A 15,706-nucleotide genomic window follows, 5' to 3' on the forward strand; every position below is an offset into this window, starting at 1 on the left:
TAGGCGTGTTTTTTTAATACAGATTTAGTGAGGATAATATGGCAGTAACAATCTTAATGGGATCAGGACAGCATGATTTTCGCCAGGCAATGTTACAGAACGTGCAGGAAAAATTAATGCGCAATCCGAATTTAAGCGTCTATTATTTAGTACCCAATCACATTAAATTTGCCAGTGAAGTCGATGTGCTTGAGCGCTTTGCCCGCCTTAATCGGATGCCAAAAGATCAAGTTTATGCGCAAAGTCGATTACAAGTTTATTCCTTAACCCGTTTAGCTTGGCATTTGTTGCAACAATCTAGCAAAATTCAACCTAATATCATGCAAGAAGCCGGCCTTTATATGGTGGTAGCTAATATCTTAAAGCAAAAGGCTAGTAAGTTACCGGTGTTTGCTCGGATGCAAGCAAAACGGGGATTTATTGAAGCTTTAGTGGCGCAATTAGTGGAATTACGCAGTAGCCAAGTCCAGGCCAAAGAATTACTAACCGTTTTGGACAACCTAGATCAAGCCAATCCTGACTTAACTGGTTTGAAAGTTAATTTTAGTCAAAAGTTACGGGATCTTGCTCTAGTGGCCGATGAATTTGATGCCGTTTTAGATCAAAACTGGATTACTAAGGCTGAAACGCTAAATTTTTTTGCTGAAGAATTACCTCATTTAAGTTTAACCAACAGTGTCTTTTATTTTGACAGCTTTAATGGCTTTACCGGACCAGAATGGGCGGTTTTACAGCAATTATTAAAGCGAGCAGACATAACAATTGCCCTATTAGGAGATCGTGATGCGCTTCAGCCAACTATGGATGGGGCAGTTTTCCAAAAACCCTTACAAAGTGCACAGGTTTTATTAGATTTAGCACAACAAAATGGCATTCCAACTGAAATTAAACCAGTTACCGCCAAGCGTTCCTTATCCCAAGATATGCAAGCGCTGCTGAAAGCCTGGGAATCTTTAGGACAATATCAATCCATAGAGCAGGCGGCTCCGTTAGACCAGGTTCAATTTTTTAAAGCCGAAAACGTGGTAACCGAATTAAACGAGGTAGCCCGCCGGATTCGACAGTCTTTGCTAAAAAATCCAGACCTGCATTTACGTGATATTTTAATTGTTGCCCGGGATTTGGGTCCATATACCAACCATATTCCAGCCGTGATGCAGGCGTTTGAGCTGCCTTATTTTTTGGATAATGATGTCAAAATGCTTAACCATCCCTTAGTTGAGCTGATTACCAATTTGCTAAGGCCTCAGAGTCAACGCTTTTATTATCAGAATTTGTTAGCCCTGTTAAAGACTGGATTTTTGCGGCCTATTCAAAATGGCCATTTACTAGACGACCAACAGTACTTTGAAATTGTGGCTTTTTTGGATAACTACGTTACGGCCCATCAACCAAGCGCTAAAATTTGGCATGCCTATGACCGGCCCTTTGTCTTATTTGAAAGTCAAGATGATCAATTATCACCTGTAGATCAAAAAATTAATCAACGAATGAATATTTTGCGGCGTTTTATTGGAGATGCCTTAGATAAATTTGAACAGGGATTAGACCAAGCTCAGACTTTACAAGAGGCCGCAACTTTTCTAGTTAATTGGTTATATGATCAACAGGTTGACCAGGCAATTTTGCAGGTTCGTGACCAATTAGTTGATCAAGGCGAGCTTCTAAAGGGCCAGCAGGTTGAAGAAGTATGGGCAATGTTTACCCAAACCTTAGATCAAATGGTTCAAGTGGCCGGACAACAGCCCTATGAATTGGATGATTTTCGGGAAGCACTTTTGGCTGGCTTTTCGGGGGCTCGTTTTGCCGGAATTCCTAACCAATTGGATCAGTTGACGATTTCTGAAGCTGGAATTGTACAAAACCAACAGTATCAAGAACTCTATTTTATTGGCGGTAGTCGGCAGAACTTACCGGCGCAGGTCAAAAACCAAGCTCTGATTAATGACGCTGAACGGCTCTTAGTTCAGCCAGTCTTAAGTCAGCAGGAACAACCACGGTACTTGCAAGACACTGCTCAACAGCAAATGGCGAGTGAAAATTTATTGTTTTATGGGGCTTTAATGGCCAGTCAAATGGCAGTGACCTTTTCGTATTCAATTTTGGATGAAAATGGTCAATTGACCGAATGTTCACCATATTACCAGCGTTTGATTAGTCATTTTGCTGCACCGGTTACTTTGGTTAAAGCACACGCGATGAATGGTAGTACCTTATTAAAAAATTATGTTGGTTCAGCCCGGGCAACCTTATCCCAATTGGCGCAGCTACCTGCCAGCCAACAGGAGAGCAGTGCCTTTCAGGCTTTGTACGGGTTATTAAAAAAGCAGCCGAATTTACCAAATTTAGATCGCGTATTAAGTGCTAATCAGTATCAAAATCAAGTAGCACCCTTACAAACTGATTTAGCTCAGGCGCTCTTTAAACAACCGCTGGCAGTTTCAATTTCACAATTAGAGGCCTATTATCGTGATCCTTTTGAATATTTCTTGCGCTATGGCCTCCGCTTACAAGAACGGCCTAGCCATGATTTAGATGTGGCTCAAACCGGTACCCTATACCATGCGATTTTAGAAATGGTAGTTCGTCATTTGATTGGGCAAGAGGCCAGCCTTAAAGATGTTGATTTAGTTACCATTCAAAATTTAGTGGCTGAAGCACTCAACTTTCAGTTGACTCAGCCAACCTTTGAATTTTTGCAAGAAGCTAATCAAGGACTGGCGATTGGACAATACATTGCTAAGGTGGCCCAACAACTCTTGGGCCAGTTAAAACAGGCGGCTTCGTATAATCAAAGCCGACCATCCGCTGTGGAAGCTCTCTTTGGTTTTCCTAAGGGAGCGTTGCAGGGGTTGCGCTTGGCTGACCAAGGTCAACAAATTATGGTTCGTGGAAAGATTGACCGTTTCGACCGCCAAGACCCGCAAGGCCAATTTGGTACGATTATTGATTATAAATCTAGTAGTAAAAAATTTGAGTGGGGGCAGGCCTATGACGGTTTGCAAATGCAATTGCTAACATATTGGCAAGCAGCCCAAAATAATGCGCAGGCCTTAAATGTTAGTGAAATTGGAGGGGCTTTCTTTGCTCAAATTGCGCCTAGCAAAACTAAGTTAACTGATTTTAAGGGTGATTTGGTGGCCATGTTGGCAGGAGAATTGCCTAGCCCTGATTTTAAATATCATGGTTTAATGCTTTCAGATGAAGCTTATCTGGATAATTTGGAAGTATTAGCACCAGGTGAACAAGCCATATACTATCAGTTGAAAAAGCGCAAAGATGATCAGCTAACTGCTGCCAGTGAAACGGTATCAGCTGCCGAATTGGACTTACTGCTGGCACGCAATCAAGAAAATATTTTACGGGCTGGGCATCAAATTCAGGCCGGTGTTTTTCCAATTTTACCGGTTAAAGGTTCCTTGGCTTATTCGCCATATCAAGATATTGTGCGCTTTGACCGAATTTTAGGGGATCGTTATCGCCCGGTTAGTCCTAACAAAAAAGCTGATATTTTAGAACGCTTGCAAGGAGAAGAGGATGCCTAGACAATTTACTGCTAACCAGCAACGAGCCATTGAATCAAGTGGGCATAATATTCTAGTGGCTGCTTCGGCCGGTTCAGGTAAAACCACCGTTCTAATTGAACGAATTTTGCAAAAAATTTTAAAAGGGCAAAGTGTAGATAAGTTCCTGATTGTTACCTTTACGAATGCTGCTGCGGCAGAGATGAAGGAGCGTTTGGAAAAGGCGTTGCAGGGGCAACTAGTTCAATCCCAAGGAGAACTGCGCCAACATTTACAGCGCCAATTAATGCTTTTACCAGTGGCTAATATCGCTACCATTGATGCCTTTGCTTTGAAATTAATTGAAAATTATTACTACAAAATTGGGTTGGATCCCCGTTTTCGTTTACTGTCAGATACAGCCGAACGGCAAATGTTGCGCCAGGATGTTGTTGATGAAGTATTTAGTGATTATTATGATCCTAAACATCCTCAATATGTTGATTTTATGGAGCTGGTGGATAATTTTGCTAATCCAAACTATGATAATCCGCTTAAGGATCAAATTCTACGTCTAGCGGAATTTGCTCAAGCTCGCCCGGATGGGCTTGACTGGCTTAAAGAGCAGGTCCAAAAAGCCAGTGGGCCGGTAGATCAAGATTTGTTGGCTAGTCAGCCCTTGGGGAAGCATGTTCAGAAATTATTTTTAAATGAAATCCGCAATGGGCAGGCCCTATTAGAACCGCTATTATCTCAAGTCAGCGGGGTCGAAGAGCTGAAGAAAACAGCACAAGGTTTAAGTGAACTATTAAGTTACTTATCCGCCATTGAAACAGGATTGACGGGGGGATGGGATCAGTTACAGCACTTGGTGACTGATCCACCAAAAATTAAATTAGATACCAACCGTTCGAAAAAAATCAAGGAGACACCAGAATTAAGTCAGTTAGTCCAGGCAGCGACACAAATTAAAAATGATTTAATCGGCTCCCAAGCTAATCTAACCAATTTAAGTCAGACTTATTTTAGTCTCAATGCTCAGCAGTGGCAGTTAGTTAATCAAAAGGGACAGGATTTATTACAAACTTTGGTGATGGTAACCCGGGACTTTATTCAGGCCTTTACGGCGCGAAAGCGTCAGGAAAATCTGTTGGATTTTGCTGATTTAGAGGTTTTGGCGTTAGAAATTTTAGCCCAAGAAGATAGTCGAACCCTGATTGCCAGCCAATTTTCAGAAATTTTAATTGACGAATATCAAGATATTAACCAGCTCCAAGAAAGACTGTTACAATCGCTATCAAATGGCCATAATCTTTACATGGTCGGAGATGTCAAGCAAAGTATTTATGGTTTTCGTCAGGCTGATCCACAACTTTTTAGTGCCAAATACCATGATTTTGAATTATCTGATAGCGATGAACGGATTGAATTGGCTGATAATTTCCGTTCTCAACAAAATGTGACTGAGGTGACAAACTTAATTTTTACACAGTTGATGGACCAAAATTTAGGAGATATTGCCTATCAAGATGCTGCTCGTTTAGTACCTCAAGCCGATTACCCCAGCACTGTGTCACCAATTTTTGAACTAGATATTATTCAAAAACGGACTGGCGCCAAAACCATTGATGAAGAGCAGGCTGAAGATTTAGGAGATTGGCAAAAGCGACAGGGGCAATATGCTCATTTGATTCAAAAAATTATTGATCTACAACAAAGTGGCCAAGTATATGATCCGAGTTTACCCGATGGTGGGGGAATGCGCCCCGTCCGTTACAGCGATATTGCGATTTTAACCCGTTCCAAAGGGGGTTATGTTGATTTAGTCCGTATGTTTCATGAAGCCGGTTTACCAGTGCAAGCCGAGGGAGTTGGCGACTACTTTCAAACGATGGAAGTTTACATTATGTTAGACACCTTACGGGTGATTGATAATCCGCACCAAGATATTCCTCTTGTAGCGATGTTGCGATCACCAATGTTTGGTTTGGATGAAAATGATTTAGCGACAATTCGATTGCAAGACCGTGAACATGATTTTTGGACGGCTTTTCAAGCAGCAGCCAGCCAAAATGCAGATTGGGCTAAGATTTTAATGCAAATTCAGCGTTGGCAAGGACTAGCTCGTCAAAATGATTTGGTTAACTTGTTACTGGCCATTTATGAAGATACTGGCTGGTTGGATTATATGGCCGGGATGGCCGGTGGCGCCCAACGACAGGCTAATTTACATGCCCTTTACCAGTACGCTGCTCAATATCAGGAAAATCAACATGCTGGCTTATTCCGTTTTGTTCGCTACATTGAAGAATTACAAAAAAATGGGGGACAATTGGGCGAGGTAGCGCAAGAATCTGAAGAAGAAGCCGTTCAATTGATGACGATTCATGCTTCCAAGGGATTAGAATTTCCGATTGTTTTCTTACCAGAGTTAGAAAAAGATTTTAATACTAAAGATTTAAGTGGTGGCTTATTAATTCAAAAATCGACTGGAATTGGCTTAGATTATTTGCAACCCCAGGCCCAAGTAGTGATGCCAACTTTGCAAAAGCTTTGGGTTAAAGAAGCTTTAAAAAAACAAAGTTGGTCGGAAGAAATGCGCCTTTTTTATGTTGCTTTAACCCGAGCTAAGCAGCAGTTATATCTATTGGCGACGGTTGAGGTGAATGAAGAGGGAATGAGTCAGCGCGTGCAAGGATTATGGCAGGTTGCTCGGACTAGTCGAACACCATTTTTACCGGAAAGCTTGCGTTTGCGGGCCAGCAGTTATTTTGATTGGTTAAATATTACTTTAGCTCGGACTGATAATTCCGTTTTACTTGATTGGCTGGGAGAGGTTGATGTCGTCGGTAATTTAGGCCCACAAACTCCTAAAAGTACGCAGGTACAGGTTACTTTAATACCCGAAAATCAAATTAAAGCACCGCAACAAACGAGAAACGATTCCACTGAAGTGACTAATGATCGTAATAATCAATATGATGTTGCTGATTTTCAAGCTGCTCAAGCGCTAATTAACTATCATTATCCCAATCAACTGGCGACTCAGACGCCGGCTTATCAATCTGTTTCGGAAATTAAGCGACTCTTTGAAGATCCAGATCAGATGAATATGGTTAGTTTAGATTTGGATGAAAATGGTAAGCTCAGTGACCGTAAGGTCTTGTTGAATCAAGAATTAGCACGACCAAACTTTATGACCAATGGGAGTCAGCGACCGTCTAGTAGTGCGGTTGGAACAGCAACCCACCTGTTACTCCAACTTTTAAACTTTCAACATCTCTATACTGAAACCGAATTGGTACAGTTGCGTGATGAGTTGGTAGCCCAAGGCCGATTGCTAGCGCAGGTGGCTGATTTAATTAATCTAAATGATATTTTGGATTTTCTAAATTCATCCTTGGGACAAGATATTGCCCATCATCAAGATACTTTACGACGGGAGGCCACTTTTGCCATGATTATGCCTGCCAATCAAATTTACCAAGACTTAGCCGACAGTAGTTCGGTACTAATTCACGGAATTATTGATGGGTATTTTCTGGATGAAAGTCAAAAAACAATTACTTTATTTGACTACAAGACTGACTATGTTCGGCATGGTAGTCATCAAAAAGAAGATCTAGCCAAACTCAAAAATCGCTACCGTGGGCAATTAAGTTTGTATCGTCAGGCGCTGGCACAAGAATATCCAGCCTATCGAATCGGGGCTACTTGGCTGGTGGCTTTGAGTATCGGTGAAAGTTTGGAAATGGATTAGGGGGCAAGGATGGCTGATTTTAAAAAGGCACCGGTGACGGTGATTATTGCTGTTATGACGATCTTGGTTTTTTTAGTTGAAATATTGTTAAGTCATGGACAGCCTGATAATGTTTTCTTTTTAGTTAAATTTGGTGCTAAATACGGACCTTACATTACCCAAGAGCATCAGTATTGGCGGTTATTGACTCCACTTTTGATTCATCTTTCTTGGTCCCATTTAATTTTAAATATATTGACCCTCTGGTTTTTGGGTCTGATGATTGAACCCCTGTTTGGTTCAATCCGCTTTCTATTAATTTACCTAATTGGTGGTTTGGGTGGTAACTTGCTGTCTTACTGGTTGGCCCCCCAAGCAATTAGTGCTGGTGCTTCATCGGCAATTTTTGGTCTTTTAGGAGCTTTGTTAATTTACATCGGCTATCAAGGTCGTCATAATTCAGCCTTAAAGACCCAAAGACAAACATTTTTAGTTTTTGTAGTGTTAAACTTGGTCGGTGATTTATTTACCCCATCAATTGATTTTTGGGGACATTTGGGTGGCTTAGTAAGCGGAATGATTTTAGCAATAGTGATGTTTTACCAGCGACGGATACAATAAGGTGAGTGGAGAAAAAATGTGCAAAATTTTTATGATGTATTAAAATATCTGAAGCGTTTTGGCGTTTATATTCATGTTGGTAAACGTTTGTGGGACATTGAAATGGCGGCTTTAGAAGTTGATAACCTCTATAAATCAGGGGTTTTACCTGAAAAAGAATATGCCCAGATGAAGTTAGTACTAGCACGAGAACATCATTTAGAAGAACGGCGAAATAATGATTGAGCAAGGCTAACTTGATTTATTGAAAACGTTTGCACAAAGGGACTGTTTTTTGCTAGAATAGGCTTGTAAAATTTTTTAGGAGGAATTGTGTCAGGACATCACATAACTGGCACGGCAGAACTATGGCTAAAGATAAATTAATTGGTGTTGACTTAGGTGGAACGACCATTAAATTTGCGATTTTGACTGATCAGGGTGAAGTTCAACAAAAGTGGTCAATTCAGACCAACGTTTTGGATGGTGGTAAGTACATTGTGCCCGATATTATTGAGTCAATTAACCATCATTTGGATATTTACCAACTTGATCGCGAACGCGTCATTGGGATTGGCTTGGGAACTCCGGGAACGGTTAATATCGCTGAAGGAACAGTTAAGGGTGCTTATAACTTGAACTGGGCGACTGAGCAACCTGTTAAAGAAGCAATTGAAGCTGGGACCGGTTTTTCTCTAAAAATCGATAACGATGCCAACGTAGCCGCCTTAGGTGAAGCCTGGAAGGGTGCTGGAAACAATGATGATGATGTTTCCTTTATTACCTTAGGAACTGGTGTTGGTGGTGGGTTAGTGGCCAACGGTCAGTTAATCCACGGTGCTGGTGGTGCTGGTGGAGAAGTTGGGCACATTATTGTTGAGCCAAATGGTTACCTATGTACCTGTGGCAACCGGGGATGCTTGGAGCAATATGCTTCGGCAACTGGAGTGGTTCACCTGGCCCAAGATTTTGCTGAACAATATGTGGGACAATCTCGTTTAAAGCAAATGATTGATAATGGTGATGAGGTTACTTCTAAGATTATCTTTGATTTAGCTAAAGATGGTGATTTCTTAGCTAACGAAACAGTTAACAAGGTAGCTTACTACCTAGGTTATGCTAGTGCCATGATTGCTAACACTTTGAACCCATCTGCCATTGTTATTGGTGGTGGGGTAGCCGCTGCTGGTGAATTCCTGCGGGAGCGTGTTGAAAAGGATTGGAAGCCTTTTGCCTTTCCAACTGTTCGGACTTCAACCCGGATTAAGTTGGCTGAGTTGGGTAATGATGCCGGTGTTATTGGAGCCGCATCGCTGGCTCGTTAATTTATAACTATTAAGTTTAAAGCAGCCCTAACTATCTGGGTTGCTTTTTTATTGGCATCAAAACAGATAAGAAATTCTTGTGGTAAAATTAGAATATGTGTATTTTTGAGATGATTTTCCTGGAGGTGATTACGTGGAATGGGAAAGTTTCTTACTCCCTTACACCCAAACTGTATCGGAGTTAAAAGTTAAGTTACGTTATCTACGGGATCAATATCTAGCAGCTGGAAAAGATTCCCCGATTGAGTTTGTAACGGGTCGAGTGAAAACTCAGGCTTCAATCGAAGAAAAAATTGTTCGTCGTCACTTAGATGAGAGCCGGTTAGCATTAGACTTGCAAGATATTGCTGGTTTAAGGATTATGACTAAGTATATTGAAGATATTTACACGGTTGTCGAGTTATTACGTAGCCGAACTGATTTTCAAATTTTAGAAGAACGTGATTATGTGATGAACGCTAAGCCTTCGGGTTACCGATCATATCATATTGTGATTGAATATCCGGTTCAGCTGTATTCTGGAGAAAAAAAGGTCTTAGCGGAAATTCAAGTGCGAACGATGGCCATGAACTTTTGGGCTACAATCGAACATGATTTACGCTATAAGCATGGACAATTGAGTCCTGATATGGCTGAAAAATTAACCCAAATATCGGATAATACTTTTACATTAGAACAGGAATTATCAGATATTCGAAGTACTGGTCATTAGACCGGAAATCGGTTGAAATAAATGAAGATTGCGATTTATCATAATGATTTGGCAAAGTCACAGGCGATTGTCAGCCATCTTAAGCAGGCAATTGTCGAACGGGGGTTGATTTTAGATGATCAAAATCCCGATGTGGTTATCTCAGTTGGTGGGGATGGGACCTTATTAGGCGCCTTTCACCGCTACATTGATTTACCACAAGAGGTGCGCTTTGTTGGTTTACATACCGGTCATTTGGGATTTTATACGGATTGGCTGGGCAGTGAAGTACCTGAATTAGTCGACAGCCTAGTCCACGATAGTGGTCAAAAGGTTGCTTATCCAATTTTACAAATGCAGACTCAACATCAAGATGGGTCCATTAAAACCTATTTGGCGCTTAACGAAGCTACGGTTAAGCAACCGGTAGGAACATTGGTGGCAGATATTTGTTTAGGATCTGAGACCTTCGAACTATTTCGAGGCGATGGAGTGGCTGTTTCAACTCCAACCGGATCAACGGCTTATAATAAGGCTAATGGCGGTGCGGTTTTACATCCTGATTTGGCGGCTATCCAAATGTCTGAAATTGCCTCAATCAATAATCGGGTCTTTCGAACGTTGGGATCGCCCTTGATTGTGCCACGGGGGCAAACTATTCAGGTGAAGCCCCGTTCGGATCGTTTTTTAATTACTTGTGACCAACTCGAAATTGTCGCTAAAAATGTAGTTTCCGTTGAATTTCGAGTGGCCGATAAGCAGGTATATTTTGCCAGCTATCGTCACTTGGATTTTTGGAAACGAGTGCAAAATGCCTTTATTCGAGGCAACTAGATTAGTGATAATGCTACATATTAGCAGGAAAGCAAATTATGGAATTTACTTGGACCTATCAAGGTGATGAGCAACGCAAAGTGCGGACTTTCCTACAAGGACATGGTGTTTCTCATAGAATGTTTAGTCAGATGAAACATAATGGGGGTGCTATTTTAGTAAATGGTCAGCCGGTGTATACTGCTGACTATATTAATAATGGCGACCAAGTTACGATTGTGATGCCAATTGAAGAAAGTAACGACTTAGTGGTGCCGGACTTTCATCCCCTTGATATTATTTTTGAAAATGAGCATTGGCTCGTTGTTGATAAACCTTATGGGGTAACGACTGTACCGGGACATGCAGACCGGTTACATACCTTAGTTAATCAGGTTAAAGGTCATCTAATTGATGAAAAAGCTGAAGATTTGGTACCCCATGTGGTAACCAGACTTGATCGTGATACTTCGGGTCTAGTGTTACTGGCTAAACATCGCTTTGCCCATGCTGTTTTAGACCAGCAGTTGCAAGATCATTCGGTTGAAAAGTTCTACATTGCCTATGTACAAGGAATTTTACCGAAAAATCACGGCCTGATTGATGAGCCAATTGGTCGGATGGACGGTGATTTTATTAAGCGCATCGTGCGCGAAGACGGGAAAGCCTCAAAAACTGAATACTGGGTTGAGCGACGTTATCAAGATGACCCCAATCATCCTATGACGCGTATTAAAGTACAACTACATACGGGCCGAACCCATCAAATCCGGGTTCATTTTGCTCACTTGGGTTATCCTTTAGTCGGGGATGATTTGTATGGTGGGCCTCTGTGGTTTGGTCTTAAGCGCCAGGCCCTGCACGCCTACCAAATGAAGTTTTATGATCCTTTCATTGAGGAAAATCGTCAGCTATCAACTGATTTGCCAGCTGATCTATTAGCTTTAAAAAATCTTTAATTGCCAATATTTTTGGAGGAAAATTATCATGGAAATCGATAATGAACAACAATTAGACGAAACAGTCCATTCGCTGTCAGACTTGTTGGAATCTGGTCAAGATGAAGAATTCATCAATGCCTTTGATAACTTACATGACTTTGAAATGGGAAAAGTGTATGCTGCTTTACCAGCCCAAGTTCGTGAAGTGGCTTGGCGGACCATGGACGATGAAACCCTAGCTAGCATCTTTGATAATTTAGAAATTGAAGATAGCGATGTTGTCGATTTGTTGGCGGAGTTACCACCTAAAAAAGGTGCTGACATTTTGGAACGGATGTATGCTGATAATGAGGCCGACCTATTACAAGCGATGCCTGCTCGAATGGTGGCGACTTATCTCCAGCTGTTACCAGCTGAAGATGCCCAAGAAATGCGCAAGTTAATTAAATATGATGATCAAACCGCTGGGGCCTTGATGGCGACCGAATATTTAGCTGTTCAAAAGGGGATGCGGGTTGCTGAAGTCTTAGAAAAAGTCAAAGAACAGGCCTCTGAAGCTGAATCAATCATCTACATCTATGTAATTGATGCCGAGCAACGTTTAATTGGGGTGGCTTCATTGCGAGATTTGTTAACTCATCCAGATGAAATGTTGATTGATGAAATTACCAACACCCGAGTTGTCTCAGTTGGCGCCGAAGATCCTCAGGGGGATGTTGCTCAGGTAGTGGCTGATTATAACTTCTTCTCCATTCCTGTTATTGATAAGGGGCAACACTTACTAGGAATTATCACGGTCGATGATATTGTCGACGTAATTGATGAAGAAGCAGTAGGGGAGTATTCAGGATTAGCTGCCGTTGATGTTAGTCAAACTGATGATACGCCTTGGCATTCAGCCATTAAACGAATTCCATGGTTATTGGTCTTGTTGGTCCTTGCCCTAACCACAACGGCCTTGGTTTGCAGTTTTGAAGGCAGTATTCGTCAAGCGCCAGTCTTAGCGGTATTTATCACCTTAATCACAGGAACAGCCGGAAATGCTGGTACTCAGAGTTTGGCCCTGTCAATTCGACGGTTATCGGTTGGCAATGATAAAAGTGTTGCTAAAAATTTCTTGAGTGAATTGTTATCAGCGGCTATTTTAGCCTTAGCAGCCGGAATTACCATTGGTTTAGTGGTCTTGTTCTGGCGTCAAAATAATGACTTGGCCACAGCCATTGGTTTGTCCATGTCAGCTGCAATCTTTTTGGCCAGCCTCTTGAGTGCTATTATTCCAGTTATTATTGATAAGCTTGGCTATGATCCAGCCGTAGCTAATGGTCCTTTTATTACTACGTTATGTGATTTAACTTCGGTCGGAGTATACTTTATTATTGCCCAGCAATTTTTAACTTACTTTGTCGGTTCGTAAACTAGTTAAATATGCCATAATCATAGTCGTTCATGCCAGCTGCGCCGTTCAGTAAATTATTTTTATATATCATATAGGAAAGTTTACGGAGGTGAGTTAAGCAAATGATTGAAGGACAAGTATCTTTTACTAAATTATTATGCCAATTAATGGTTTGTGGGGTTCATTTTGATTTGCAGCGGGTATTATTTAACGCTAATCAATCAAGTTCATCCTCATAAAAATAAATTAAAGAGGGAAGTATGAAGAAAATAATTTTAGGTATCGTAGCCGTAGTGGTGGTTGCAATTGGTGGTGCTACTGGTTATACCTATATGCAAAGCAGTAGTAATCATGCTAGTCAAACCAAGACTAAAAGCAGTTCGAGCGCTAAAAGCAGCAGTCAGTCTAGTTCAACTTCTAGTAGTTCTGCTACCCAAAGTAGTCATCAAATGAGTAGTTCGACTAGCATGCCAGCCAGCAGCCAAAGTCAAGCTGACACAGCTGTTAATCCACAAACTGGTGCTGATTATGATCCTAATAAAACTTTAAATGGGACTGAAGTAACCACCACGATGATTCAAAGTGCTCAGCAACAACTTATTCAAGCCGGTTTGCCAGCTGATCAGTGGGCACCAAGTGATATCAAGAAAATTATTACTAATTCTTCGCAAGAAGGTGTGTCAATTGTCGACTATGCCCGCGCGAATTTTCATGCCTAATCTAGGAATATATAGTTAAAAAATCGATAAGAGTCCGATTCTTATCGATTTTTTTATCATGATTAAAAGGGTGAATTTGTTAAGATATGATAAAATAAATATGTATGTCATTGTGGGCTCATTAAATAGAAAGTACCGGTTTTAAGTTTTTATGACAAAAAGTGATCAAGATATTATGGTCCAGGCCGAGGCCATTACCAAAAATTTTCAACTTTATGCTAATCAAACTGAAAAATTAAAATCAACTTTTTTAGGTAACCAGTCAGAAACAAATTTCTGGGCCTTACGTGGTTTGAGTTTTGAAGTAAAGCGGGGTGAAGTAATTGGCATTGTTGGGACCAATGGTTCTGGGAAGTCAACTTTACTTAATATTTTAAGTGGTGTTATCCCACAAACCTCTGGAAAGTTAAAGTTAAACGGGTCCATTGGGGTTGTAGCGATTAATGAGGGCTTGAATTGGGAATTAACTGGACGTGAAAATATCCGTATTAAACAGTTAATGATGGGTAAAAGTAATAAAGAAATTACTGCGGTTATGCCGTCTATTATTGACTTTGCTGAATTAGGTGAGTTTATTGATCAACCCGTTAAGGATTATTCCAATGGGATGCGAGCTAAATTAGGCTTTTCAATTGTTACCCATAATAATCCTGATATTTTGATTATTGATGAAGCCCTTTCGGTTGGGGATAGTAATTTTTCTAAGAAAGCCTTGGGTAAAATTCGGGAGTTTATTGCCGAAAATAAAACTATTTTCTTTGTTTCCCATGATTTAGACCAGGTGCGTGAATTCACGACTAAGGTGATGTGGGTTCAATATGGCGAAATGCGTGCTTTTGGGCCAACTCAGGCTGTGGCTGATGAATATCAGAAGTTTACGCAAGATTTAGATAAATTGGATGAAGCCAACCGAGATAAATATGTTGAAAAACAAAAACAAGGACAACAAATTTTTACCTTGGAGCAGTTACAAGATCGCTTGGTTCAGCAGGGTAAAAATTTTGACCAAGCTCGGAATTTAACAGCAATTCGGAGTTTTGAAGGCTTTAGTGCCATATCTTTGTACAGTACCTTAATTATTATTTTTGGTTTGATGGCGATTGTGATCTATTTCTATCTAACAAAGGGGCAACAACCATGATTACGATTGTAAAGTCAATTGGGCAACTGATTATAGAACAAATTACTCACTTAGGAATGGCGATTCGTTTGGCTATTTATGATACGCGGGCTAACAATGCGCATAAGTATCTGGGTAATTTGTGGGAAATCTTAGATCCTTTGTTTCAGGTGTTAACCTATGCTGTTATCTTTGGTGGTGGATTCCGAGCGGCTGCTCCAGTGGAAAACATTCCATATTTTGTTTGGATGTCGGTTGGATTTTCAGCTTGGTACCTAGTCAACCAAGGTTTCAGTGATACGATTCGTTCGATTCAAACCCAAATATTTATGGTTCGTAACGTTCGTTTTCCGGTCTCGATTTTACCGACGATTCGGGTTTTACAGGTGTTCCCAGCGGTTCTATCAATTACAGTTGTAGCAGCTATTAGTATGATTTTGAAAAATCAATTTCATCCATCACTCTACTGGCTACAAATCTTTTACTACTTGCCAGCAGCCTTAGTTATGCTTTTTTTCTTAGGAATCTTCAGTGCAACCATTAATATTTTGATTCCTGACTATGATTTGGCGATTCGTCAGGTTTTGCGTTTACTATTTTTTGTGTCTGGAATTTTATTTCAGCCAGAAAAGGGTAATGTATTTAATACCTTTATTTTCTATATATCACGAATTAATCCATTTTATTATATTGTTAATGGCTGGCGGGAAACTTTCTTAGTTAACAGTTGGTTTTGGGATTCACCGTTACAGATGGCTATGTTCTGGCTAGAAATCGCCTTATTTGCCGTCATTGGGACCCATTTATATCTGAAATTTAAAGATCAATTAATTGATTACATCTAAACTTTAGGAGAAAA

General features: G+C 40.7%; 12 protein-coding genes. All 12 read left to right on the forward strand.

Annotated elements, in window-relative coordinates; translation table 11 throughout:
- Window positions 1-38: 38 nt before the first annotated feature.
- The 12 genes from M4974_RS00960 (at window position 39) to M4974_RS01015 (ending at window position 15,692) form a co-directional block, all read left to right on the forward strand.
- Window positions 39-3,545 carry a PD-(D/E)XK nuclease family protein gene (locus M4974_RS00960; RefSeq protein ID WP_248715710.1) on the forward strand — a complete coding sequence of 1,169 codons (3,507 nt, stop codon included), beginning with the start codon at window positions 39-41 and terminating at the stop codon, window positions 3,543-3,545.
- Window positions 3,538-7,263: a helicase-exonuclease AddAB subunit AddA gene (addA, locus tag M4974_RS00965; protein ID WP_248715711.1), complete on the forward strand. Its 3,726-nt coding sequence runs from the start codon at window positions 3,538-3,540 to the stop codon at window positions 7,261-7,263. The genes M4974_RS00960 and addA overlap by 8 nt, the downstream gene beginning before the upstream one ends.
- Window positions 7,264-7,272: 9 nt before the next feature.
- A complete protein-coding gene (locus M4974_RS00970) occupies window positions 7,273-7,863 on the forward strand; it encodes a rhomboid family intramembrane serine protease (RefSeq protein ID WP_248705599.1) in 591 nt (196 codons plus the stop codon).
- An 18-nt stretch (window positions 7,864-7,881) separates the two neighbouring features.
- Window positions 7,882-8,088, forward strand: coding sequence for a YqgQ family protein (locus M4974_RS00975; protein ID WP_248705598.1), 207 nt, complete (start codon window positions 7,882-7,884; stop codon window positions 8,086-8,088).
- 122 nt (window positions 8,089-8,210) lie between these two features.
- A complete protein-coding gene (locus M4974_RS00980) occupies window positions 8,211-9,167 on the forward strand; it encodes an ROK family glucokinase (RefSeq protein WP_248705597.1) in 957 nt (318 codons plus the stop codon).
- A gap of 133 nt (window positions 9,168-9,300) precedes the next feature.
- Window positions 9,301-9,879: a GTP pyrophosphokinase gene (locus tag M4974_RS00985; protein WP_248705596.1), complete on the forward strand. Its 579-nt coding sequence runs from the start codon at window positions 9,301-9,303 to the stop codon at window positions 9,877-9,879.
- A 21-nt stretch (window positions 9,880-9,900) separates the two neighbouring features.
- Window positions 9,901-10,692 carry an NAD kinase gene (locus M4974_RS00990; protein WP_248705595.1) on the forward strand — a complete coding sequence of 264 codons (792 nt, stop codon included), beginning with the start codon at window positions 9,901-9,903 and terminating at the stop codon, window positions 10,690-10,692.
- A gap of 38 nt (window positions 10,693-10,730) precedes the next feature.
- Window positions 10,731-11,630, forward strand: coding sequence for an RluA family pseudouridine synthase (locus tag M4974_RS00995; RefSeq protein WP_248705594.1), 900 nt, complete (start codon window positions 10,731-10,733; stop codon window positions 11,628-11,630).
- A 28-nt stretch (window positions 11,631-11,658) separates the two neighbouring features.
- Window positions 11,659-13,026 (forward strand): magnesium transporter, encoded by a 1,368-nt coding sequence (mgtE, locus tag M4974_RS01000; protein ID WP_248705593.1) that lies wholly within the window; start codon window positions 11,659-11,661, stop codon window positions 13,024-13,026.
- A gap of 242 nt (window positions 13,027-13,268) precedes the next feature.
- On the forward strand, window positions 13,269-13,727 hold the full coding sequence (locus tag M4974_RS01005; RefSeq protein WP_248705592.1) for a hypothetical protein: 459 nt from the start codon (window positions 13,269-13,271) through the stop codon (window positions 13,725-13,727).
- Between the two features lie 151 nt (window positions 13,728-13,878).
- Window positions 13,879-14,868 carry an ABC transporter ATP-binding protein gene (locus tag M4974_RS01010; RefSeq protein WP_248705591.1) on the forward strand — a complete coding sequence of 330 codons (990 nt, stop codon included), beginning with the start codon at window positions 13,879-13,881 and terminating at the stop codon, window positions 14,866-14,868.
- Window positions 14,865-15,692, forward strand: a complete 828-nt coding sequence (locus M4974_RS01015; protein ID WP_248705590.1) for an ABC transporter permease — start codon at window positions 14,865-14,867, stop codon at window positions 15,690-15,692. The genes M4974_RS01010 and M4974_RS01015 overlap by 4 nt, the downstream gene beginning before the upstream one ends.
- Window positions 15,693-15,706 lie beyond the last annotated feature (14 nt).

Origin of the sequence: Convivina praedatoris (assembly GCF_933208495.1) — a bacterium.
In the GTDB taxonomy this organism is placed as follows: domain Bacteria; phylum Bacillota; class Bacilli; order Lactobacillales; family Lactobacillaceae; genus Convivina; species Convivina praedatoris.

Coding starts and splice junctions, on each gene's coding strand:
- M4974_RS00960 (WP_248715710.1), top strand. CDS start 39: ATGGCAGTAACAATCTTAATGGGATCAGGACAGCATGATTTTCGCCAG.
- addA (WP_248715711.1), top strand. CDS start 3,538: ATGCCTAGACAATTTACTGCTAACCAGCAACGAGCCATTGAATCAAGT.
- M4974_RS00970 (WP_248705599.1), top strand. CDS start 7,273: ATGGCTGATTTTAAAAAGGCACCGGTGACGGTGATTATTGCTGTTATG.
- M4974_RS00980 (WP_248705597.1), top strand. CDS start 8,211: ATGGCTAAAGATAAATTAATTGGTGTTGACTTAGGTGGAACGACCATT.
- M4974_RS00990 (WP_248705595.1), top strand. CDS start 9,901: ATGAAGATTGCGATTTATCATAATGATTTGGCAAAGTCACAGGCGATT.
- M4974_RS00995 (WP_248705594.1), top strand. CDS start 10,731: ATGGAATTTACTTGGACCTATCAAGGTGATGAGCAACGCAAAGTGCGG.
- mgtE (WP_248705593.1), top strand. CDS start 11,659: ATGGAAATCGATAATGAACAACAATTAGACGAAACAGTCCATTCGCTG.
- M4974_RS01005 (WP_248705592.1), top strand. CDS start 13,269: ATGAAGAAAATAATTTTAGGTATCGTAGCCGTAGTGGTGGTTGCAATT.
- M4974_RS01010 (WP_248705591.1), top strand. CDS start 13,879: ATGACAAAAAGTGATCAAGATATTATGGTCCAGGCCGAGGCCATTACC.
- M4974_RS01015 (WP_248705590.1), top strand. CDS start 14,865: ATGATTACGATTGTAAAGTCAATTGGGCAACTGATTATAGAACAAATT.